We start from the raw sequence: 22,299 nt of genomic DNA, 5'->3' as shown, positions 1-22,299 counted from the left end.
TTTATGAATCAGTTGGAAACGATTTATGTCGTGTTTAAGACTCACGTGGACCTGGGCTTTACGGATTTGCCGAGCCAGGTGACCAAACAATATACGCAAGACATGGCCCATGACGTTATTTCCATTTGCGACAAAACCGCGCATTTCCCGGTGGGGCACCGTTTCGTATGGACCGTACCTTCTTGGGTGCTCGACGAATCGTTGCAGCAAGCGGACGAAGAGCTTCGCGGCAAGCTGGAAAAGCTGGTGGAAGCGGGGCAGTTGAGCTGGCACGGACTGCCGTTCACGACGCAAACGGAATTTTGCGGGCTGGAGGAATGGATTCGCGGCTTGTATGTTGCCGCGCGCTTATCCGAACGATTCGGCAAAAAAACGAGATCCGCCAAAATGACCGACGTTCCGGGACATGCATGGATGCTGCCTTCGTTGCTGAAGGGGGCAGGCATCGATTTTCTGCACCTTGGCGTAAATGCATGTTCGCTGCCGGTAGACGTGCCGCGCCTGTTTTTCTGGGAAGGGCCGGACGGCAAGCAAGTGTTGACCTTTTATTCCAAAGGCGAGTACGGAACCAGCCTGCTTCCGCCGGATGATTGGCATTACCCGGTATGGCTCGCGCTTCAGCAAACGCATGATAATGCAGGGCCCCAGGATGAAACGGTGATTACGGAAATCTTGGCGAAGACGCGCGCCGCGCATCCGAATGCCAAAGTGGTCGTCGGCACGATGGATGATTTCGCGGCCGATTTTTTGAGCCGCGGGTTTACGGATATTCCGGTTGTGCGCAAAGACCTCGCGGATACTTGGATACATGGCGTGGGCTCGTATCCGAACGAAGTTTCGCTGATTCGCGAAGTGCGGAGCGAAACGGTGAGCAAGGAAATGATGGCGGCGTTTCAGAAGCTGGAAACCGGAGAATCCCCTTTTGCCGCGGATATTGAGGAAGCGTATAAGGAAGCGCTTTTATTCGGCGAACATACGTGGGGGCACGATGTCAAAATTCTTCTGCTTCCGGGCCGAAACAGCATGCGCGCGTTCGAGGATGAAGACGTCCGGAAAGATCGCGAACGTTTTCCCGAAACCTATGACAAGCTGGAACGGTCCTGGGAAGAGAAGCGGGCGTACGCATACCGCGCCGCCGAAGCTGCCAAGCGCATCGTTCCGCTTCAAAGCACGGATGCGGGAGAAGGCCGACCGAACAAAATCAGTATTTTCAACTCGCTTCCATGGACAAGAACGGATGAAATCGTACATGTCGGCTCGAACGTTCAAGGCTGTCTGGTGGACGAAACGACGGAAGAACGGCTGCCGATCGGGTCGGACGGGACAGTCCGCATTCCTGAAGCAGGACCGTTGGGCTACCGAACTTACCGGCTCGAGGAGCTAAAAGCGGGCGAAGAGGCGGCCGAGCCTAGCGTTAAATCCGTCGCATCGATGAATGACGATTTTGCGATACTGGAAAATCGATATCTGCTGATCCGGGTCGACCGGACAACCGGCTCCATCGTTCAATTAACGGATAAGCGGACCGGGAGAGAATGGGCGTCGGCGGACCAGCCGTTCGGCGTATACGAATATGATGTGTACGGCAAAAACGAAATCAATCAGTTCGTCAAAGATTATGCTTTCGATTTAATGGATTGGTACGTAAACGATTTCAGCAAACCGGGATATCCTCGCATCGATCATCATTTATATAGAACGAAATTGGAAAAGCTGGACATCGTTCATTCCGGATCGTCTGCCGAACTGAGATTGACGCTATCGACGCCAGATGAGAGCCGGCAGCGGTTCGGCAACGCGGAGCAGGTGACGATGTCGATATCGTTAGGCGACGACGACCCTTATTTCGATATGACGGTAAACGTGTTGAATAAAAAAGCGACGGCCTTCGCCGACGCCGGATTCGTTCAGTTCTATCCGAAAACCGCTCACCCCGAATATCGTTATCAGAAGCTGGGCGCCATTATCGATCCGCTTAAGGATATTGCAAGAAACGCCAACCAGCGACTTCATTGTTTTGACAGCTGGATCGATATTCGGGACGGCAACGAGGGGTTGGCGATATTGGCTAAAGACAATCCCTTGTTATCGTTAGGGGAAAAAGGCGTGTTTGCATGCAGTCCGCTGTATACGCCGGAACAAAGCGCGGTTTATATGAACTTGTTCAATAACCAGTGGGGGACGAATTATCCGCAATGGATCGAAGGCAATATGACTTTCCGCTATCGAATAGCGCCTCATCAAGGAAATTGGCAAGAGGGAGAAGTATGGAAACTCGCCGAGCAATGGCGTTCTCCGCTGATCGCAACCTCTTCGTTTGACGGGATTGAAGCGTCGCGCAGCCTATTCCGCAACGATTTGAATGGCATTCAGGTGCTTGCGTGGAAAACCGCCGCAACCGGCGACGGCTATGTGCTTCGATTGCAAAACGCGCTCGATGCGGTCGCGGAGCAAACGGTGGCCTTCCAATTGCGCCTTGAATCGGCAGCGAAATGCGATTTGCTGGAAAATGAACAGGATTCGCTGGCGATTCTCGACGATGCCATTACGCTTTCGTTCGCTCCAAGGGAAATTATAACGATCAAAATCCGAACATCGTAATATCGGAATAGATTTTCGTAACTTCATTGCTTCAAGCTCAGGTTGAAAACACTTACAATGAAACCGTTCTCACATATTCGACTTTAACTGGGGGATGGCCATGAAAAAGGGAATGACGGCTTCACTCGCTCTGCTAATCGGTTCTTCGGTAGCGCTTGCCGGTTGCGGCAAAAGCGACGGAGACTCGAACGCAAGTTCAAGCAATGCATCCGGCAACAAGCCTAAGCAACAAACGCTGAAGGTTATGATCTGGGACAAGGAAGAAATGCTTAAAGGCGCGTTTGACTTGTTCGCGCAGAAGCACCCGGAGATCAAGCTGGAAATCAGCTTTACGGACAGCAAGCAATATGACAACATCTTGAACGCTAAACTGGCTTCCGGCGAAGGTCCTGACCTGATCGAAGTGGGCGCGCAAGTAAGAAGCCTGGCGGCAGCCGGTTATCTCATGGACTTGACGAACGAAGCGTTCACTCAAAAGTTTCAAGGTACGGGCCTGTCCAGTTTTTCCTACCAAGGGAAAAACTACGGCGTTCCGTGGATGTCCTGGGTAGAAGGCATTTTCTACAACAAAGATCTGTTTGAAAAAGCCGGCATCACGGCCGTTCCGACGACATGGGACGAGTTCATGACCGTTCACGAGAAGCTGAAAGCGAGCGGCGTAAAGCCGCAAACGATGGGCGCGAAATCGTGGGAGCCGATGATGAAGCAGACCTTGGATCTGGTAAACGCAGGCTTCTTCGCTAAGCCGGAAAACAAAGGCTGGGGTGATAAGTACAGCAACAAAGAAGTTAACATGAGCGGAACGTTCGACACGTACTTGCAAAAGTGGTCCGAAATCGTGAAAAAAGGCTACTTGACCTCCGATATGCTGGGCTTGGATTATGACCAAGCGATGGATGAGTTCGCCACCGGCAAAGCGGCTATGTGGGAATCCGGCAACTGGGCCGTGGAAGGTTTGAAATCGAAAAACCCGGATCTGAAGCTCGGCTTCTTCCCGATCCCGGCAATCGAAGGCAAGCCTTGGCTGATGGGCGGTCCCGGCGCGGCTTGGGCGGTTAACAAAAACTCCAGCGTTACGGACGCGGCAAAAACGTTCCTGGATTTCTGGGCGACGGATGAAGCGCAGCTTGCGGCACAAAAAGGCTACGGCGGCGGCGTATTCCTCAAAGGGCTGGACACCCCGCTTGACCCAGCCATGGACGGCGCGAAAGAAGCTTTGGCCGAAGGACGCATCTTCGCGCCTTGGAATGAATGGTACGGCGCTTCTGCGATCATTATCGAATACGGCAAAGCGATGCAAGACTATTTGGCTTCCAAGGATGACAAGATGTTGCTCGAAGTTCTGAAGCGCACGGATCAAAAACGCGAAGAAATGAGCGAAACAAAGCCTGAATGATAGACGAATAGTCGCAAGGCAGAGAAACGAGGCAATGGAGAATCTCCGTTGCCTCTGTAATTACTGGGGTGAGAATGAGTGAAAAGAGAAACCTGGCAAGGCTTTAAATTGGAATTGCCGTACATGTTGTTCCTCGTGCCGGCGCTGATCGGCTTGGCGATGTTTTTTGTTTATCCGGTCGTATCCAGCATTTATTATAGCCTGACCAACTGGAACGGTTTGAATCCGACTTTCGATTTCGTTGGCTTGAAAAACTACGTCCGTTTAGCTAAAGATACAGTCATCGTATCCGCCGTTAAACATACGCTCCTATATGCCGTTTTGATGACGATTATCCAAAATGCGCTCGCCGTTCCGCTCGCGGTTGCGCTCGATTCGAAAATGCGGACCAAAAATTTGCAAAGGCTCGTTTTTTTCGCTCCTGCCGTATTAAGCCCGTTGATCGTCGGATTTCTATGGTCCTACATCATGTCGCCGGGCGGCGGCATGCTTTGGAGCTTAGGCTGGAAAGCGAACTTCCTCGGCGATCCCGATACGGTCATGTACTCGCTCGTCTTCGTATCGGTATGGCAATTTACCGGATGGGCAGCCGTTATCTACCTGGCCAATCTCCAAGGCATCTCTCAGGATTATTATGAAGCGGCGACGATCGACGGCGCGAACCGCTGGAAACAGTTCTGGCACGTCACGTTCCCGATGTTGGCGCCGGCACTGACGATCAACGTCATCAACTCTTTGGTCGGAAGCTTGAAAGTATTCGACATCGTCATGTCAATGACGCAAGGCGGACCCGGTACATCATCGGAAACGATTACGACGATGTTGATCAAACGCGCATTCACGGAGTATCGGTATGGATATGGTTCGGCGATTGCGGTCATGTTCCTTGCAATCACGGCCGTACTGTCCGTGTTTCTGCTGAAATACATGCAGAACAGAGAGGAGAAGCTGGCATGACGAACGTATCCGCAACCCCCAAACGCAGCTCCTCCAGATTGCCGGGCATGTTGTTCGAAGCCTGCATGCTCGTTCTCGCAGCGCTTGTCGCCGTTCCGTTCTATTATTTGTTCGCGACGACGTTCAAAAGCCCGGCGGAAGCGTCCGTGCATCCGCTGCGTTTTCCAACCGGATTAAACTTCGACCAGTATGCCGAAGCATGGAATGCGATGAACTATTTGAACGTGTTGAAAAATAACTTGGTGATCACGGTCGTATCCGTTCTGCTGGTCGTTCTCGTCAGCGCGATGGCAGCATATCCGCTGGCCAGAAGGCGGCATGCCGTCAACCGGTTTATTTTCGTCCTGATCTTGTCGGGCATTATGGTGCCTTACCAAATGGCAATCATTCCTTTGTTCAAGTTGATTAAATCGCTCCATCTCATCGACAATCAAATCGGCGTCATTCTCATCTACACATTCGTATTCATGCCGCTCGCCACATTCATTTTCAACGGGTTTATCCGCACCATTCCGGTCGAACTCGAAGAAGCGGCGAAAATCGACGGATGCGGAACCTGGCGGACGTATTGGCAAATCACGTTCCCGCTGCTTCGTCCGGCGACCGCGACCATCGTGATATTGACATCGTTGAATATTTGGAATGATTTTATTTTCCCGCTGTTGTTCCTCCAATCCCGAGACAAAGGGACTATTCTGCTCGAAGTTTACCGCAATGTCGGTCAATTCTCGACGGACTGGACCAAGATGTTCCCTATGATGGTTCTGGGCATTTTGCCAATGCTGCTCTTTTATTTGGTCATGCAGAAGCATATCATTAAAGGCATTGCCAGCGGTTCGATTAAAGGTTAACGCTCGGTCACCGATTCGACAGGATGCTTATAACGAGCATCCTTTTTATTATTTCGAATTGAAAAGATTGCCGCCTTCAGCAAACCTTCTGTATAATCTTATCAGGAACAGAAGTTTCAAGCCGATCCGTCCCTTTATCGGCCGCTGGAACAATCCGACGGAAGTACATTCCATCATAAGGTCGGAGGGATTAAGCAATGAGCGAGCAGATTTTGCACCAGATTTTGAACGAGATCAAGGGATTAAACGCACGATTCGGAACGGTCGAAGGTGACGTCTCCAGCTTGAAGATGGACATGGGGCAGTTGAAGGCGGACGTTGCAGACTTGAAGTCGGATGTAGCAGTCTTGAAGACGGACGTTGCTGATTTGAAGACAGACGTCGGTAATCTGCAGGTAGGACAAGCTGAATTACTTCAGTTGATAACCGCGTTAAAGTATGGTCAAGAGATGACGCACACCAAGCTTGATGTGCTTACGTTGGATGTTCGGCGACTGGAAGGCCATTTTATTCGACTTCAGAATAATCGGGAAAAAGAATCAACGAGACTGCGCGGGGACATTCGATTACTTAATCATCGGATCGCCGATGTAGAGTTAGAGGTTGAACGGTTGAAGAACCGTTAAGATATAGATTAACGAGAGAACAGGGGCGAGCCCTCTGTTCTTATTTATTTTGGCTGAGTTTCAGGTAGTTGTCGGAAATTCCATTCAGTACAAGCCCTGTCGGATCTGTACGAAAAATCGTACAGATTTTTTCATACAACCGAACCTCATTGACTTTGTACGAAAAAACGCACAGAACTCCCCATTCAGTACCGTCTCCATCGGTTTTGTACGAATAATCGTACAGAATTGGCCATTTAGCACATATTGAATCGTCTTTATACGAAAAATCGACCAGAATTGCGATGAAGCGAAACGAGGCTCATTAGAGAGATGGGGGATCACTGTCGACAGGACAGATCGGCACTTCGGATACGTTACTTTGGCTGAGCTTAAGCGTAATAGGCCCGGGAATGAAACGAAAAGACCCCATAAAGGGGCCTCTTCGTTTCATACCTATTTTCTTCACGCTTTCTAAGATTTAACCGCGCCGAGAGTAAGGCCTTTAACGAAATACTTCTGCAGGAACGGGTACAACAAGATAATCGGTCCAATGGACAGAATACATGTCGCCATTCTGGCGCTTTCGCCGGGCAGCACGCCCATCGCTTGCTCAAGCGACTTGGAAGCCGTTTCGTTACTTTGCAGGTAATCAAGGTTTGACATGAGAGCTTGCAATAAATATTGAAGGTTGTACAGCTTGTTGTTCTCTATAAACAAAGCATTGGTGAACCAGTCGTTCCAATAGGCGACGGAAGTTAATAAACCAATCGTCGCAAGCACGGGCGTGGACACCGGAAGTACGATTCGGAAAAAGGTCCGGAATTCTCCAGAGCCGTCGATACGAGCCGATTCGATAATGGAGTTGGGCACGTCTTTGAAGAAATTGCGCATAATCAGAATATTCATCGGCGAGATGAGCAACGCGAGAATTAAGATAAGCAACGTATCCTTCAAGTGAAGATAACGAGTAACCAGAATATAGTACGGAGCCAGTCCTCCGCTAAATAAGATGGTGAAAAATACGATAAACGAAATTTGGCTGCGATATCTCATTTCGCTTCTGGAGAGGGCGTAGGCCATTAAGGAAGTGACGAGCAAATGAGCGAACGCGCCAACGAGCGTAACGAATATCGTGACCTTGTACGCGTTCAAGATCGTGTCCGTCCCGGATAAGACGTAGCTGAAGCCGGCGTCGCTGAACACTTTCGGAATCAGCTGATAACCGTCTTCCATGAGCGAATTTTCATCCGTCAAGGAGGCGGACAACACCAACAAAATAGGAATGATGCACATAAGACTATAAACGATGAACACGCCATTCACGACAAGCTTCGGAAACATACGTCCTGCCAAGCTGTTTTTCACTTCGATCACGCTCCTGTTCGATGCCTAGAATAACGAGCTTTCGGAATCGTATTTTTTCACGAGATAGTTGGTTACCAGTACGAGGACTAGCCCTACGACCGCTTGATAGAGGCCGACGGCGGAGGACATCCCGATATCGCTGACGCCGCGCAGCGCCCTGAACACATAAGTATCGATGACGTCCGTAGAGGAGAAAAGAATCCCTGATTCCCGTGGCAACGTATAAAATGCGTTCCAGTCGCCAAGCCCGCCGTTAAATATTTTCCCGAGATTGAGAAGCGACAAAATGATGACGACCGGCATCAACAGCGGAATCGTAATGAATCTTACCTTTTGCCATTTGCTTGCCCCGTCGATGTCGGAAGCTTCGTAATAATCGGAAGAAATGCCGGTGATCGCAGCGACATAAATAACCGAAGTGTAACCTACATTTTTGATAATATAGGCCACGGGCATAATAATTCGCCAATAGGAAGGTTCGCCGTACCAATCGATCGCAGCTAGCCCGAACCATTCCCGAACTTGATTCAATAAGCCTTGATCCGTGTTCAGCAAAGCATATACGATATAATCTCCGACGACCCAGGATAAGAAAAACGGCAGCAGCATCAGACTTTTATAAAGGCCCGAACGAAATTTGCTGCCGGTTTCCTGCAGCAAGATCGAGAACAGGATCGAAAGAGAGGTCACGAGTACGATCTGAAGAACGTTATAAAAGATCGTATTAAACGTAACTCTCCACATCGCATCCGATTTGAAGAAGAACTCGAAGTTTTTGAGTCCGACCCAATCGCTGGCCCATACGCCTTTAACCGGATTGTAATCTTTGAACGCGATCACCACTCCGAACATAGGCGTGTAGTTAAAGATGATCAGGAAAAGCAGACCGGGCAAAACCATGAGGTAAAACGCCCAGTGCTTCGTTATTTCCTTAAAAAATGATAGGGAAAACATTTGACCACTCCTTCGTGCGAATTGTTTCTGTTTGCTTGATTCCAATGTATCAGCAGCGATTAAGCGAACAAACAGGGAAAAGCGAATTTTCCTTTAACAACCCGAGATCAAGGCCCATTAAAAATTATACTTTTCATTAAGATTGTGAGTTTCCATCCGTTTCCGATAAAAATCGAGGCAAGCTTTACAGGAAAGCCGCTCCGAACGTCGAATGAAAAACGAGCGAAAATAGACAAGAGAGAAGGGGCGGGAATTCGCGATGGGTATTCCGAACAAATGGCGGCTCAGTAGTCTGTACACCAAATTGCTACTGACTTTCACAATCACGGTAACGCTATTGATTATCGGATTATCGACGCTGCTGTACCGAAACTACAGCCAGTCTTCTATTGATAATGTAACGAGGACGAATACAGCTCTGCTTCATCAAATTAGCTACAGCGCGAACTATATGGACAATACGGCGCAGAAATTCATTTCTACGGTAATCGCCGAACCGAGAGTCACTAACCTTTTCTTTTACCCGGATAAAGATATGATCTTGCTTGATAACGCATTTAAGTATCTTAATCTTCTTGTTACCACCAATGATTATATTTTTTCCGCATATACGATCAGCTTTCCTTTAGACCGGATCGTCTCGACGGAGAACGGCGCGTTTTATTCCGTCGGCGATTTTTACGATTCGCAAGCTGTCGACTTTGTCCGTAATTGGGACGAATCGAATCCGGTTTCCATGCCGGTAGCCCGTACGATTCCTAGCGTAAGCGCCACGTCCGGACTCGCTGACGTCTACACTTACGTTGTGCCTTACCAACCCCGATCAGGGGAACAATTGCAAACAGCTCTTGTCGTCAACATCAAAGCCGAGGTGCTACGCGCACTTATTGCATCCTTGAATACGCAAGCGTCTGATTTCGGCAGCGATATTTTCGTCATGGACGAGAAAGGAGTCGTCGTCAATCATCCAACAGAGGGCATGATCGGGCAAAACCTGGAGACAGAGGCGTATGTCCGCAAAATTCTCTCCTCAGATCAAGCAGCCGGTAATTTCAAGACGAATATCGATAGTCAATCATTTAATGTAACTTACGTTTCCTCTAATAAATTGAAGTGGAAATTCGTCAGTTTGACTTCGTACGGCACGTTCATGTCTCCCGTTAATGCTGTCAAATCATCTACGATGCTTATAAGTGTCGCGGTGCTTCTCTTAGGATTGATCTTCTCGTTTATGATGTCGAAATCGTTATATTCGCCCGTGAGAAGATTGGTCGATTCCGTTCGGCTGAAAGGGGATGAATTGGACAAGAAGCAACGCGAGCATCGTCAAGCGCTTAAAGGCAATTGGCTGAGAGAAATGATTCTCGGGAGCAAAGAAATCGGGCAGAAGGAGTTTCTGGCCCAGAAGACGGAGCTCGGTATTCGCGCGGAATTGACCGGATCGATTCAAATGATTTTATTTCGAATCGACAACTACAAGTCCTTCACGGAGAGCTATAAGCAAGGTGACCGAAGGTTGTTGAAATTCGCCATTGCGAACATTATTGAAGATCTCGTTTCCGTGCGGTTTAAGGGTGACGTCATTGATATGGATGCGGACAGGCTCATTTTGTTATTGGATGTGGACGACTCGGATGAAAATGAGACGACTCTAAAGGCGCTTGTTCATGATATCCAACGTGCGGTCAACGAGTATTTGCGCTTGTCCGTATCCGCCGCAATCGGCAAGCTGACGGATTCCCGGCTTGGATTAGGAGAAGTCTATTCCGATATGCTGGCTCTGTCCATGTATCGGCTGTTCGCGGGAAAGGGCAGCGTTCTAACGCCGTCATTCTTATTGACAATCGATTCGAATCCGCTGCCGATTCCCGAAAGCAAGACGAAATTGCTGCTGGATTCGTTAAAGCTTGGACACCTCGAGAAGGCCAAAGGATATTATGACGAGATGATGGACGGTTTGATCGGTTCCTCATACGAAACCGCTCTTTCGTCGATCATGCATCTAATGTTCAAAATTCGCGGCGCTTTCCCGAGCATTGCCGCCAATGGCAACACGCGCGTTGGCGAGCTGTTTCAAGCGTTCTTCGTCGGTATTGACAGCATTGAATCGATGGAGGAGATCCGTCGGATGTTCGAAGCAATCTTCGAGGAGATCGTCGCGACTGCGGATACGAATAAGCAGAACAAACGACATATGATCGTATCCCGGATCAAAGAGCTGATTGAAGAACAGTATCGCGATCCGAATTTGAATTTAAGCTTGCTTGCCGAAGAATTTCAGATGTCCCATGTTTATTTGGGCAGGATGTTCAAGGAAGCGACGGGCAGATCCGTCGTTGAGCATATTACGGAAGTGCGGATGGGACATGTGAAACGATTGTTGGAAGAAACCAGCTTGTCTACTAAAGAAATCGTCGAGCAATGCGGCTGGGAAGATTCGAATTACTTCTATATTTTGTTCAAGAAACATTTCGGAATTCCGCTTTCCCAATACCGGTTAACGAAGAAATTCGATGACGAAAAATCATGATTTCAATGAAAAATACGTTTTTTCAAGAACCTTGAAAGCACGAATTCGAAGGATGATGCGCTTTTTTCGGTATTCAAAAATTTCGCCGTCGCCTATGTTGAAGTTGTGCTCGACGAGAGGTCGGGACATCCAAATTTTCTACACATGAAATGGGAGGCGAAAAAGAAAGATGGTCACAAAGAAGATCGTAACACCCGCAATGGCATTGATGCTCACTGGGGCGCTTGTCCTGTCCGGCTGCAGCAAAGACAACAACTCGTCTAACGGATCGGCCAGCCCTTCCGCTTCGGCATCAACCGAAAGCCCATCCGCTTCGGCATCGGATCAGCCGTCTTCGCAAGCGGCTAACCAAGAAGCGGTAGAGCTCACGATGTATATCGCGAACTCGCCGGTGAAAGACATGGATCGTGTTATGGAAGCTGCGAACAAAATCATTAAAGAAAAGATTAACGCAACGCTCAAGCTTGTCGTTACCGACTGGAGCACGTACCCGCAAAAGCTGAACTTGATGATTTCCTCGGGCGAACCGTTCGACATTGCCTTTACCGGAAGCTGGGGAGATCTGAACTACTTCCAGAATGCTTCCAAGGGCGCATTCGTGGATATTACGGGACTTCTCGACAAGTATGCGCCGACGACTAAATCCAGAGTGCCGGAATCCGTCTGGAATGGCGTCAAAGTGAATGGCAAAATCTATGGCTCCGTCAACTATCAAGTATGGGGGATGGCGGGAGCAAGGGGCGTACAGCTCAGAAAAGATCTCGTTGACAAGTATAATTTCGATTGGAAATCGGTGACGAAATGGGACGACTTGACGCCGTTCCTCGATTCCGTTAAAAAAGGCGAGAAAGGCGTCATTCCGTTCGAAGCAGGCCAATTGTTCACTCTTCAGCCGGTCTTTTCCGGCATGGATGCGGTTAGCGATAACACATTGCCTGGTTGGGTGAAGTACGGCGATCAGTCGATTCATGTCATTAACCAGTATGAAACTCCGGAATTCAAGGCTTACCTGAAAACGATGCGGGAGTGGTATACGAAAGGTTATGTCCGGAAAGACGCGGCAACGCTGAAGGACACCTCTCCGGATCGCAAAGCGAGCAAAGTCGCGGGCATCTATTCTCAGCCGCTTCCGGACGCCGTAGACATGCCTGAACTGATTGGTATGGACAAAATGTCCATGTCGGATCCGGCAGCGAATACTTACGCGTATAACAAGCGGTTTACCGAGCCGTTTATTTCTTCGAACGCGCCTTCCGCGGCTGTGCTGGCCATCGGAGCAAACTCGAAGAACCCCGAGAGAGCGATGCAATTGATCGAATTGATCAATACGAACGATGAGTTGTTCCATCTGATCGCTTTCGGTCAACCGGATGTGGATTACAAGCCGATCGGCGACAGACAGTTCGAGATGATCCCGGATAAATACAACTTCAACTATTCCGAATGGGAAATCGGTCAATCTTACGGAAGAATGCTTTGGGATAAGAGCACCGATTTGACTGTAAACGACAAGCGGCTTGAAACGATTTACGCTGCCGACAAAACGGCAATGGTATCCCCTGTTATGGGATTCGTATTCAACGCGGAGCCTGTCAAAACCCAAATCGCAAACGTGAACTCCGTTACCGCGGAACTGCTGAAAGGGCTTGAGGTCGGAGCAATCGATCCGGACAAATATTTGGATTCTTTCCTGAAGAAGCTGAAGGATGCCGGAGCCGACGCAATCATCGCCGAGAAGCAAAAGCAAATCGACGCATGGAAAGCAGCTAACGGCAAATAAGGCTTGTAAAACAAAATAGAGAATCGATGCCCCCTTTACTAGCGAGATTGCAGCTGTAGAGGGGGCATTCTCTTTACTAGGAAGACGATAACGTGGGTCAAATTCCAGGAACGAGGCTGTCCTGCAGATTTCTTCTGTGGAGCGGCCTCTTCTTCATCATGAGTGGCTTAATTTTAATGAAAAGTACATTTTTTATCGCTTTTTCTTGATCGTTTTTCAATAGAATGTTCATTTCTTCTGGATTTCACCGACGAGCAGCTTAAGTATAGTGAGAAGTGCGCTGAGTCACGGCGACAACATGATAGACAGATGAGACAGGAGGACAAGAAATGCTAAGAAAGACGTTAGGCACTCTCACCGCAATGTGTATGCTGCTAACTTCATGGTTAGATTCGGCATCCGTTGCAAAGGCATCCCCGGTAGTTTCCAATGTCATGCAAGGAAAGATTCAAGCTGAATTTTTTGTATCGCCATCCGGTAATGACGCTAACAGTGGTTCGTATGACAAGCCATTTGCTACGTTGCAAAGGGCACGTGATGCGGTCCGGCTCATTAACGGCAATATGACGGGTGATATCTATGTCTTCATCGCATCGGGGAATTATTATGTGAACGAACCGATTGTTTTCGACGAAAGAGATTCGGGAACGAACGGATTCGATGTTGTTTATCGGGATTTGGACGGATTGAGCACAGCGAAATTCATTGGCGGCAATAAAGTCGCTTCGGAGTGGAATCTAGTGGCGCGTACGGGCGCAGACGCGGATTTGCCTGCTGCCGCAAGTGGAAGCGTATACAAAACTTATGTAGGAACTGGATTTGACTTCAACACTTTGTATGTCAATGATGTTAGAGCGACGATGGCAAGAACGAAAAACTTGAACGTCGATCCGAGATTTCCTGCTTCTCAAACCGATTATTTGAGGTCCGCCGGCGGTGGAATCAGCACTCTAATCTACAACAACGGGGATATCGATGCGACTTCATTGGACGGTATGGTTAATGCGCAGGCGCGTGGCGATCTGGATGCGCAAGTGTATATGTGGGATGGCGGCTATTGGGACTGGATGACAGATACGATTCCGCTGGCCGGCATCAATACATCTACGCGCACGTTGACCTACAAAACAGTTGCAAGTAAGCCCGAAGCCTATCGCCCGAAATACGCGACCGGCAGCAGTGCAAGATATTTCTTGCAAGGCAATCTCGGTTTCCTGGACCAGCCGGGCGAATATTACTTCAACAAGAAGACCGGCTATCTCTATTATTACCCGTTAGCCGGTTCGGGCAGCATCGGCGAACAGAATATCGTCATCCCGACTGTCGAGAAGATTATTGATATTAAAGGCGCGTCCCGTACGAGTATGGTGTCCCATATAACGTTCAACGGTCTGGAATTAAAAGATACGAATTTCCCTGACTATTATAGCTATGGTTGGAACTGGGGAGATGCAGGAGCGGGGCTCGGATTCTATCCTCCAGAAGCGGCAGGCAGCACGCAGCCATCTTATAGCGAGCAGACCGAAAGAGTCGAGTTCCAAGTCGGCGTCATGACGCTGACGAACACGAATCATATTACAATTTCTAAGATGCACGTTAAAAATGCAGGCATGTTCGGGATCGAGCTTTATTTGGCCAACGACCATACAACGATCAAAGATAGTTTGATTGAACAGACCGGCCATGGCGGCATCAATATCGATGGCGGTTACCCCGGCGTCGGCGGAGATGCCAACGGGGACGGTTACAGCAGAGATAATACGGTTACGAATACGATGATTCATGATATCGGCCAATTGGTCGGTCAAACATCGGGTATTCAGGTCAATAACTCTGGTTACAACACCTTCTCGCATCTTGAAATCTACAATACGCCGAGGAGGGGCATATTCATTACGGCAGGGTATAGTCGCAATCCTGGCGCTGCCGCTCCGAACGGCGATCAGAATTTCAATATCATGACGGACATGTATTCTCACCATAATACGTTCGAATACATTTATTTGCACGACGCTCAGCAGGATGGAGGAGATGACGGAGCATTTTTTGCCTGCTATCTGTACAAAGGTTCAACGAACTATAAGCCTAACTATATCAACCAAATGTTGATCGATAACGTTGCCGCCAACCCGAGCATGCGGGATATTGCTCCTAACGGAATGAACCTGGATATGGGCGCATCGGGATTCGAGCTCAGCAATGTGAAAATCGTAAATCCGCAGCACTTTAATATGGAAGTAAATACGATTACGCAATATGGAGACAAGATCAAGTTTACAAATACAAATGTAGATTTTGGTTCGCATACGAACCAGCTTGCGTCCTTTAACGATTCCTTGATGGAATATGACAAGATTGGCGTAACGACGGATTATCCGAGCGTCTATTTACCTGCGACAGCTTCCGAGCAGGAACCTGACGATGTATATTTCAAGGAAAACTTTGAAAACAGCATCGATTTGTCGAAGTGGTCTTACAGAGGAACGATCCCGGACACGACAACCGAATGGATGTCCGAAGGCGTTCTCAACGGGAAGCAATCTTTGAAACTCAACAGCGACGGCTCGGCGAACGGTTCGAAGCCGGTATTGTATCGCGATTTCGGCGGACCGCTTAATAAGATCGTTACGGTGAAATTGTTCGATCGGCAAAGCAATAATCAAGCTCCTTATGATTCAGGGACGTCCATTCCTACGACGATCAAATCGCTGGCGCGAGTGGATGACGGCACAACTGCAATGGGTCTGGGTCTCGACACAGCAGTGAGCGGCGGTTACTATGTCCTGTTGAATGGCTCAACGGTAACGCCAACCTCGGTGCCGCGCACATACGGCTGGCATGAGTTGAAGTGGGATTATACGAACGGAACGGACGTCAAGCTGTACGTGGATGGCGTGCTCGTTCAGACTTCGAGCGCACTCACAGCGTTCAGTAAAGTTGAATTGGGCTCGGATGATGGCAAAGGAGTCAGCTTTTACGATCAGCTATTCATTTATGGCGGAGAAGAAGCGCCTGCGCCGGGTCCGGTAACTGCGCCGCCTGCGCCGGCTTATGATTCTTCCAACGATAATAAGGTACAGTTGGATCTGAATTTCGAAGATGGCGTTACGCCGACCTTCACCCCAAATGGGACTTCGGTCATGAGTGTTATTGCGGATCCGGATGATGCGATCAATAAAGTGTTGCAAAACGTCGTTTCCGACGGGCAAAATTTCTATCAGACTGGCGCTTCATGGAACAACTATATTGTAAATTTGAAGTGGAAGTTTGTTGGTTGGGGGTCTAATAACGTATTGGGCCAAGCTTACGATAATTTTACAATTTATTTGATGACTTCAACGATCAATAATACAACTGCAACCAACCCTGCAAGCTATCAAGTTGTTTATAGAAGAAACAAAAATGGAACGACCGGTTACCCGGCAGGCACCTCTTATTTTGAAGTTTCAAAGCATACGAAGGCTGCCGATGTTTCGCTTGGCAAAGCTGCCGTCCCAACCGGGTTTAATGAGTCTGCATGGCATAATCTCCAAATCCAGACATACGGCGGCAAAGTCGGATTTGTCGTTGATGGAACAACGTTATTTTCGGTAAATGACGGTACTTACACCTCCGGGGGCGTCGCTTTCGGCGGCATTAACTCCACCGTGCTGATGGACGACATCAAAATCATTTCCAATCCGACGTATGTCGACTACGGAACGAAATTTAATCTCGGTAATGTAACGTTAAACGGGGATTACAATCCGACCTGGCCAATTTATGATGCAACGGTTAGCGATCTTGCCCAACCGGTTACTTTGATCCGTCCGCGGCCGGTCTTAGCCGGAGCGACAACAACGGTGATGCTTAACGGTTTAGACATCACTGATCAATTTTCCGATTACAGCACAGCGATAGAGCTTCCGGGGCTGCATAACGGCAGAAACAAGCTTGTTTTGTCCGAAGTCACTTCGGCAGGGACGAAAGCGTTCACGATTAACATCGAGAAGCCTTACACAATCGTTTCGGTAGGCGTGATTGCACCGGTCGTTACTCAGGTCGGTACCGCGCCGGCATTGCCTGCGACGACGAGCGTGACGTTCGGCGATCAGACGAGTCAAACGGCTAATATCCAGTGGGATCACGTGAAGCCATCTCAGTATAAGAAGACGGGGACGTTCACTGTTCACGGCCAACTAGCTGGATTAACCGGTACGGTCAGTACGACGGTCAGCGTCTCAGGGCTCCTGTCTTTGGGACAGCTAGAGGACGTATCCACAGTTGCGGGGACGGCTCCGGAGTTGCCGGCAACGATCGGCGCTCAGTTCAGCGATGGGGCGGGAGATTTGGCTTTAACGTATGCCGAGCTTGCTCCTGCGCTGTACGCACAAGCAGGCACATTTATTGCGGTTGCCAGCGTTGACCAATATCCGGGCGTTGTTTTGCAGAAGGTCAAAGTCGTAAACGAACACAACGGCGGCAACAACAACGGTGGCAACAACAACGGCGGCAACAACAACGGCGGCAATAATAACGGTGGCAATAACAATGGCGGCAATAATAACGGCGGCAATAACAATGGCGGCAATAACAATGGCGGCAACAACAACGGCAAGTTTGCGGATGTTCCACCAACGCACTGGGCGAGTCAGGTGATTAATGAACTGGTTGAGCGGAAAATATTATCCGGCACCAGCGCAACTTCGTTCGAACCGAGTCGTATCGTCACTCGCGCAGAATTTGCGACGATGCTGGTGAACGCGCTGCAGCTTACAGCCAAATCGGACGTTCAATTTTCCGACGTCAAGACGACGGATTGGTTCGCCGATGCAGTTGCCAAGGCACTTGAAGCCGGTCTTGTACAAGGCAAGGACAACGGTCAATTTGATCCGAAGGGACAAATTACACGTGAGGAAATGGTCGTTATGCTCATGCGTGCGTATGCCATCATGTACGGCAAAGAGCTAGGCGACTACTCGACTTCCAAGTTTGTCGACATGAAGGACGTATCGTCATGGGCGGCTAATCTGGTCAGCGCAGCGGCTGAGCTTAACTTGATCAACGGGCGCTCGGGCGGCAAATTCGCCCCGAAAGGCATTTCCTCTCGCGCCGAAGCTGCGCAAGCGATTTATAATTTGTTGATGATTAAATAGTAAGAATCCTGAGATGAGAAAGAGGTTTGCAAACCTGACGGTTGCAAGCCTCTTTTCCTGTTGCATGCTGCATAGAAATACCAATTTGATCCACAATAGGAACGTATTCATTTCGTTTGTCGGAGGATTGCCCATGTTCTTCCTTTCGTGGTTATGGAATAGAAAGCGGCGCCGTTACCGGAAGGTAAATCCGGCAACGACAGAACAGCCGCGGACGCAGACGAACGGCAATCAGGAGCCGATCCGAAGCGATTTGTCCCGCAATCTCGAGATCGCCAAGCAAATGTTCCCTGAGGCACCCGATTTGGTCTTTCGCCGTTTCTCGGTCGGGCCGCACGAGACGCCGGGCGCGTTGCTCTATTTGGCCGGCTTAACGGATAAGAACGCGTTGAACAACCATGTTTTGCATCCGTTGATTTACGGGAATGCGGAAGGGAAGTCCGGATTTCCGCCTTCGACGATCGGCAGCATGCGCAAGGTGGCGGATTGGAACGATGTGGAGAATGCGATCCTGTCGGGCGAAAGCGCGTTGTTCCTGGAGGGTCATCAGGCGGTCTTTCTGTTTGATACGAGGGGGTGGCCCCAACGCGCGATAGAAGACCCGCAGTTGGAAAGCTCGCTCAAGGGCGCGCACCAAGGTTTTGTGGAAACCGGCATGCAAAACATCGCGATGTTGCGTCGTTATTTGCCCAACAAGGAGCTCCGTATCGCGGAGCACACGGTAGGAAGAAGAGGCATGTCGAAAGTGTGGATCCTGTATTTGCATGACGTCGCGGATCCTGAGGTGCTCCATGAATTGGAATACCGAATTGATAAAATCGACATCGACGCGATCATCAATACCGGCGAAATGGCGGAACTGATCGAGGACAATCCTTATTCGCCGTTCCCCCAATTCATCATGACCGAGCGTCCGGACTCGGCCATTTCGCAGCTGCTGCAAGGCCGTTTCGTCGTCATATTGGACCGTTCCCCGAGCGTCATCATCGCGCCGGCTACGTTTACTTCGTTTTTCCAGAGCGTCGACGACTACAGCACCCGGTGGTTGATCGCTTCCTTCATTCGGCTGCTCAGGTTTATCGCGTTTCTGATCGCCCTGTTCCTACCGGCCATCTACATCGCTTTCCTTACCTTTAATTTCGAAGTCATCCCTCTCGAGCTGTTCATGTCGATCGCGGAGACGCGCGAGCGGGTTCCTTTTCCTCCGCTGCTGGAAGCGATGCTGATGGAAATTACGCTCGAGATGATGCGCGAGGCCGGCATCCGCCTCCCCGCGCCGATTGGCCAAACGATCGGCATCGTCGGCGGCATCGTCATCGGACAAGCGGCCGTCCAGGCCGGAATCGTAAGCAACATCATGGTCATCGTCGTCGCTTCTACGGCCATCGCTTCGTTTATCCTGCCCAGTTACGACATGGGCACGGCGGTCAGGCTACTGCGCTTTCCGATGATGCTCATGGCGTCGTTGTACGGCATTGTTGGCCTCATCATCGGCTGCATGATCCTTGTCGCCCATCTGGTCGCGCTGGAATCGCTCAAAACGCCTTACGGAAGTCCGCTGGCTCCTTTTCGCTGGGCGGATATGAAGGATACGTTCATCCGTCTTCCGTTATGGGCGATGGTCAAGCGGCCGAAAAGCACGCAGACGACTCAAGAGAACCGAATGGAGCCGTTTCGGCCCAAGAAGGAACCGACATGAAACAACCAGTTACGCGCAACGGAATCACTTTGATGCAATACGTATTGTTGCTACACGCCGCCCAAGTGGGAACCGGGGTGTTTTCGATGCCGAGGCAGCTGGCCGAAACGAGCGGAACGGACGGCTGGATCTGCCTTCTAATCGCTTGGGCCATCAATGGCTTAGTAGGCTGGCTTATGATTCTATCGTTCAGGAAATACCCCGATCTCGAGTTGCCCGATTTGTTGAAACATCTGTTCGGCAAATGGCTGGGAAAGCTGCTTCTCCTGCCGATAATCGCCTATTTTGCGTACTTCAGCTGGATTACCATGATTAATGCGATGTTGTACATCCGATCGTGGTTTCTTATCCAAACGCCGGAATACGTGACCGTGTTTCTGTTTGCCATACCCAGCTACATGATTCTCGTTCACGGTCCGCGCATACTATCCCGTTATGCCGAGTTGGTGTTTTACTTGACGATGTGGATGCCGCTTATTTTACTCGTACCTATGAATGACGCACGATGGATCCACCTGCTGCCTGTGCTGAAGGAAGGGTGGAAGCCTGTCATGGACGGGCTCGGAAATACGCTGTATTCGTTTTCCGGGTTCGAAATTTTGCCGTTCTTTTATCCGTATTTGCAAAAAAAACAGTATGCGGTGCACGGAATGCTTGTGGCGAACACGCTCACGGTGCTGTTCTATCTGTTCGTGACGATCGTATGCTTCATGTTTTTCCCTCCGGATGGCATCACGACGTTGAACCAACCGCTGCTTACCCTGATGAAAAATATCGAATTCCGTTTCCTGGAGCGGTTCGACATGATTTTTCTGGCGCTTTACTTGTTCGTAGTATCTAAGGCATGGCTGCCATTCGTTTACTGCTCGCTCCGCTCGGTCTCCAGCTTGATCGGGATAAACCCGAATCGGACGCTAGTCGCCCTCTATTTAGGCCTCGTCATCTTCTCCATGTACCTTCTGCAGCCTACGTGGAATGACGCCGAGAATTGGCAAAAACCGATCGTTAATGCCGAAAAAATCGTCCTCATTGTGCTTCCGGTCGCGCTCTACTTCTATGTCATCGGCTTGGAAAGGATCCGAAAATGGCGGGCCGGTTAAAAGTACTGCTGTTCGTTCTGACGGCGTTGGCCTTAATGGTGAAGGGCGGCACGGACAGAGTCCTATTGGAGGACGTGTCCTTGGCGCTTATTGTCGGCATCGATCTCGATCAAAACGGCAAGCTCGTTTTTTCCGCCTCCAGTCCCGTGTTCAGCAGCGAAGCCAAACAAAAAGAAGAGGAATATACATCCCCCTCGAGTACGCTGCGGCAATCGCGGGACAAGGACGACAAGACGTTCGTGGCCATTACTTCCGGCGGGAAAGTCCAGGAGATGATCATCGGAAAAAAGGTGATGCAACACGAACACTGGTCCATGCTGATGGAGCCGTTTCTGCGGGATCCGAAAAATTCGATCAGGGGCAGAATTATTATGGTAGACGGGCCTGTATCCGATATGATTCACATGCATCCGGAGGACAAGCCAAGACTGCCCCTATACCTGACGAAGCTGATCGATACGGCGCATCGCCGCAACCTCACCGTAAAAACGACGCTGGAGGATCTCAGGAGGGACAACTACGAAAAAGGAAAAACGGTTAGCGTGACGGAAATGAAACGGCAAGGAGAGAGGGTGATCGTGACCGGAACCGCGCTTCTTGACGAAGCGGGAAAATACCAAATGTCGATCGACGATAATGAAACCAAACTGTTGCTTATGCTTCAACGAAGGTCAAAAGGCGAGTCGTCCTTCACCTTTCACGCGCTCGATCAGCCGGACGGCGGCGTGTTTCCGACCGACGCATACAGCTTCAGCGCGAATAAGATATCAGTCAAGACGAAAACGGGTTACCGCGACGGGAAATTCAAGTTCGACGTCAAGGTGAAGCTGAGGGTTACGCTGATAGAGCGGATGTTCCCGCTCGACATACGCAAGCATGCCGACAAGCTGGAACGGGACATCAACCGTCAGCTGGAGCAGCGTTTCGAACGGTTGATCCACGATTTCCAATCGAGGCAGATCGATCCGGTCGGATTCGGCCTGTATGCGCGAGCTTACGAATACCGGCATTGGCGGACCGTGCAGGATCATTGGGGAAAAGCGATGTCGGAGGCGGACGTCAACGTGAAGGTGGATTCGACCATCATCGCGATGGGCGTATCCAAATAGCTCAGAGAGGACACCGGATGGCATTCGTGCCATCCTTCTTTGCGTGCGTTGGAGTTTGGTTCTTATTTGGAGTATCAGATTGGATAGGCAACACCGTTTATTCGTTTTTTCTAGAAATGTTTAAAAAACGATGTTGCTTGTTATTCCGTTTTGAAGGTTTGTCGCGATTTCAATGTTCAAAAGCATCCGGGCGACTGCTACGGTAGGGAAAGAG

General features: G+C 49.7%; 13 protein-coding genes. 11 read left to right on the top strand and 2 right to left on the bottom strand.

Going from position 1 to position 22,299, the window contains the following annotated elements; translation table 11 throughout:
• Positions 1 to 3: 3 nt before the first annotated feature.
• From ACFPOF_RS15210 to ACFPOF_RS15190, 5 genes are all read left to right on the top strand, one after another.
• A complete protein-coding gene (locus ACFPOF_RS15210; RefSeq protein WP_378134058.1) occupies positions 4 to 2,601 on the top strand; it encodes a DUF5054 domain-containing protein in 2,598 nt (865 codons plus the stop codon).
• Between the two features lie 100 nt (positions 2,602 to 2,701).
• Positions 2,702 to 3,997: an ABC transporter substrate-binding protein gene (locus ACFPOF_RS15205; protein WP_378134056.1), complete on the top strand. Its 1,296-nt coding sequence runs from the start codon at positions 2,702 to 2,704 to the stop codon at positions 3,995 to 3,997.
• Between the two features lie 78 nt (positions 3,998 to 4,075).
• Positions 4,076 to 4,954, top strand: coding sequence for a carbohydrate ABC transporter permease (locus ACFPOF_RS15200; protein WP_378134054.1), 879 nt, complete (start codon positions 4,076 to 4,078; stop codon positions 4,952 to 4,954).
• Entirely contained in the window at positions 4,951 to 5,805 is an 855-nt protein-coding gene (locus tag ACFPOF_RS15195) for a carbohydrate ABC transporter permease (RefSeq protein ID WP_378134052.1), read from the top strand. The genes ACFPOF_RS15200 and ACFPOF_RS15195 overlap by 4 nt, the downstream gene beginning before the upstream one ends.
• Before the next feature lie 197 nt (positions 5,806 to 6,002).
• Positions 6,003 to 6,431 (top strand): hypothetical protein, encoded by a 429-nt coding sequence (locus tag ACFPOF_RS15190; protein ID WP_378134050.1) that lies wholly within the window; start codon positions 6,003 to 6,005, stop codon positions 6,429 to 6,431.
• 453 nt (positions 6,432 to 6,884) lie between these two features.
• Here ACFPOF_RS15190 and ACFPOF_RS15185 read toward each other — a convergent pair whose 3' ends face one another.
• Both ACFPOF_RS15185 and ACFPOF_RS15180 read right to left on the bottom strand, forming a co-directional pair.
• Positions 6,885 to 7,778, bottom strand: coding sequence for a carbohydrate ABC transporter permease (locus tag ACFPOF_RS15185; RefSeq protein ID WP_378134049.1), 894 nt, complete (start codon positions 7,776 to 7,778; stop codon positions 6,885 to 6,887).
• Between the two features lie 24 nt (positions 7,779 to 7,802).
• Positions 7,803 to 8,732 (bottom strand): ABC transporter permease, encoded by a 930-nt coding sequence (locus tag ACFPOF_RS15180; protein WP_378134047.1) that lies wholly within the window; start codon positions 8,730 to 8,732, stop codon positions 7,803 to 7,805.
• Between the two features lie 259 nt (positions 8,733 to 8,991).
• Here ACFPOF_RS15180 and ACFPOF_RS15175 point away from each other — a divergent pair, with 259 nt between their 5' ends.
• From ACFPOF_RS15175 to ACFPOF_RS15150, 6 genes are all read left to right on the top strand, one after another.
• Entirely contained in the window at positions 8,992 to 11,262 is a 2,271-nt protein-coding gene (locus ACFPOF_RS15175) for a helix-turn-helix domain-containing protein (protein ID WP_378134045.1), read from the top strand.
• A 169-nt stretch (positions 11,263 to 11,431) separates the two neighbouring features.
• On the top strand, positions 11,432 to 13,042 hold the full coding sequence (locus tag ACFPOF_RS15170) for an ABC transporter substrate-binding protein (protein ID WP_378134043.1): 1,611 nt from the start codon (positions 11,432 to 11,434) through the stop codon (positions 13,040 to 13,042).
• Between the two features lie 329 nt (positions 13,043 to 13,371).
• Positions 13,372 to 18,177 (top strand): S-layer homology domain-containing protein, encoded by a 4,806-nt coding sequence (locus ACFPOF_RS15165; protein WP_378134041.1) that lies wholly within the window; start codon positions 13,372 to 13,374, stop codon positions 18,175 to 18,177.
• Between the two features lie 133 nt (positions 18,178 to 18,310).
• Positions 18,311 to 19,876, top strand: a complete 1,566-nt coding sequence (locus tag ACFPOF_RS15160; protein WP_378134039.1) for a spore germination protein — start codon at positions 18,311 to 18,313, stop codon at positions 19,874 to 19,876.
• On the top strand, positions 19,873 to 20,976 hold the full coding sequence (locus ACFPOF_RS15155) for a GerAB/ArcD/ProY family transporter (RefSeq protein WP_378134037.1): 1,104 nt from the start codon (positions 19,873 to 19,875) through the stop codon (positions 20,974 to 20,976). Before ACFPOF_RS15160 ends, ACFPOF_RS15155 begins: the two co-directional genes overlap by 4 nt.
• A complete protein-coding gene (locus ACFPOF_RS15150; RefSeq protein WP_378134035.1) occupies positions 20,961 to 22,085 on the top strand; it encodes a Ger(x)C family spore germination protein in 1,125 nt (374 codons plus the stop codon). Before ACFPOF_RS15155 ends, ACFPOF_RS15150 begins: the two co-directional genes overlap by 16 nt.
• Positions 22,086 to 22,299: the final 214 nt, after the last annotated feature.

The organism is Cohnella soli (assembly GCF_042655525.1).
Classification (GTDB): domain Bacteria; phylum Bacillota; class Bacilli; order Paenibacillales; family Paenibacillaceae; genus Cohnella; species Cohnella soli.
This window is presented reverse-complemented; position numbering and strand designations above follow the sequence as displayed.

Excerpts from the sequence above, each read along its gene's own strand:
- ACFPOF_RS15190 (WP_378134050.1), top strand. The coding sequence starts at position 6,003 with ATGAGCGAGCAGATTTTGCACCAGATTTTGAACGAGATCAAGGGATTA.
- ACFPOF_RS15150 (WP_378134035.1), top strand. The coding sequence starts at position 20,961 with ATGGCGGGCCGGTTAAAAGTACTGCTGTTCGTTCTGACGGCGTTGGCC.
- ACFPOF_RS15155 (WP_378134037.1), top strand. The coding sequence starts at position 19,873 with ATGAAACAACCAGTTACGCGCAACGGAATCACTTTGATGCAATACGTA.
- ACFPOF_RS15160 (WP_378134039.1), top strand. The coding sequence starts at position 18,311 with ATGTTCTTCCTTTCGTGGTTATGGAATAGAAAGCGGCGCCGTTACCGG.
- ACFPOF_RS15195 (WP_378134052.1), top strand. The coding sequence starts at position 4,951 with ATGACGAACGTATCCGCAACCCCCAAACGCAGCTCCTCCAGATTGCCG.
- ACFPOF_RS15205 (WP_378134056.1), top strand. The coding sequence starts at position 2,702 with ATGAAAAAGGGAATGACGGCTTCACTCGCTCTGCTAATCGGTTCTTCG.
- ACFPOF_RS15165 (WP_378134041.1), top strand. The coding sequence starts at position 13,372 with ATGCTAAGAAAGACGTTAGGCACTCTCACCGCAATGTGTATGCTGCTA.
- ACFPOF_RS15175 (WP_378134045.1), top strand. The coding sequence starts at position 8,992 with ATGGGTATTCCGAACAAATGGCGGCTCAGTAGTCTGTACACCAAATTG.
- ACFPOF_RS15170 (WP_378134043.1), top strand. The coding sequence starts at position 11,432 with ATGGTCACAAAGAAGATCGTAACACCCGCAATGGCATTGATGCTCACT.
- ACFPOF_RS15210 (WP_378134058.1), top strand. The coding sequence starts at position 4 with ATGAATCAGTTGGAAACGATTTATGTCGTGTTTAAGACTCACGTGGAC.
- ACFPOF_RS15180 (WP_378134047.1), bottom strand. The coding sequence starts at position 8,732 with ATGTTTTCCCTATCATTTTTTAAGGAAATAACGAAGCACTGGGCGTTT.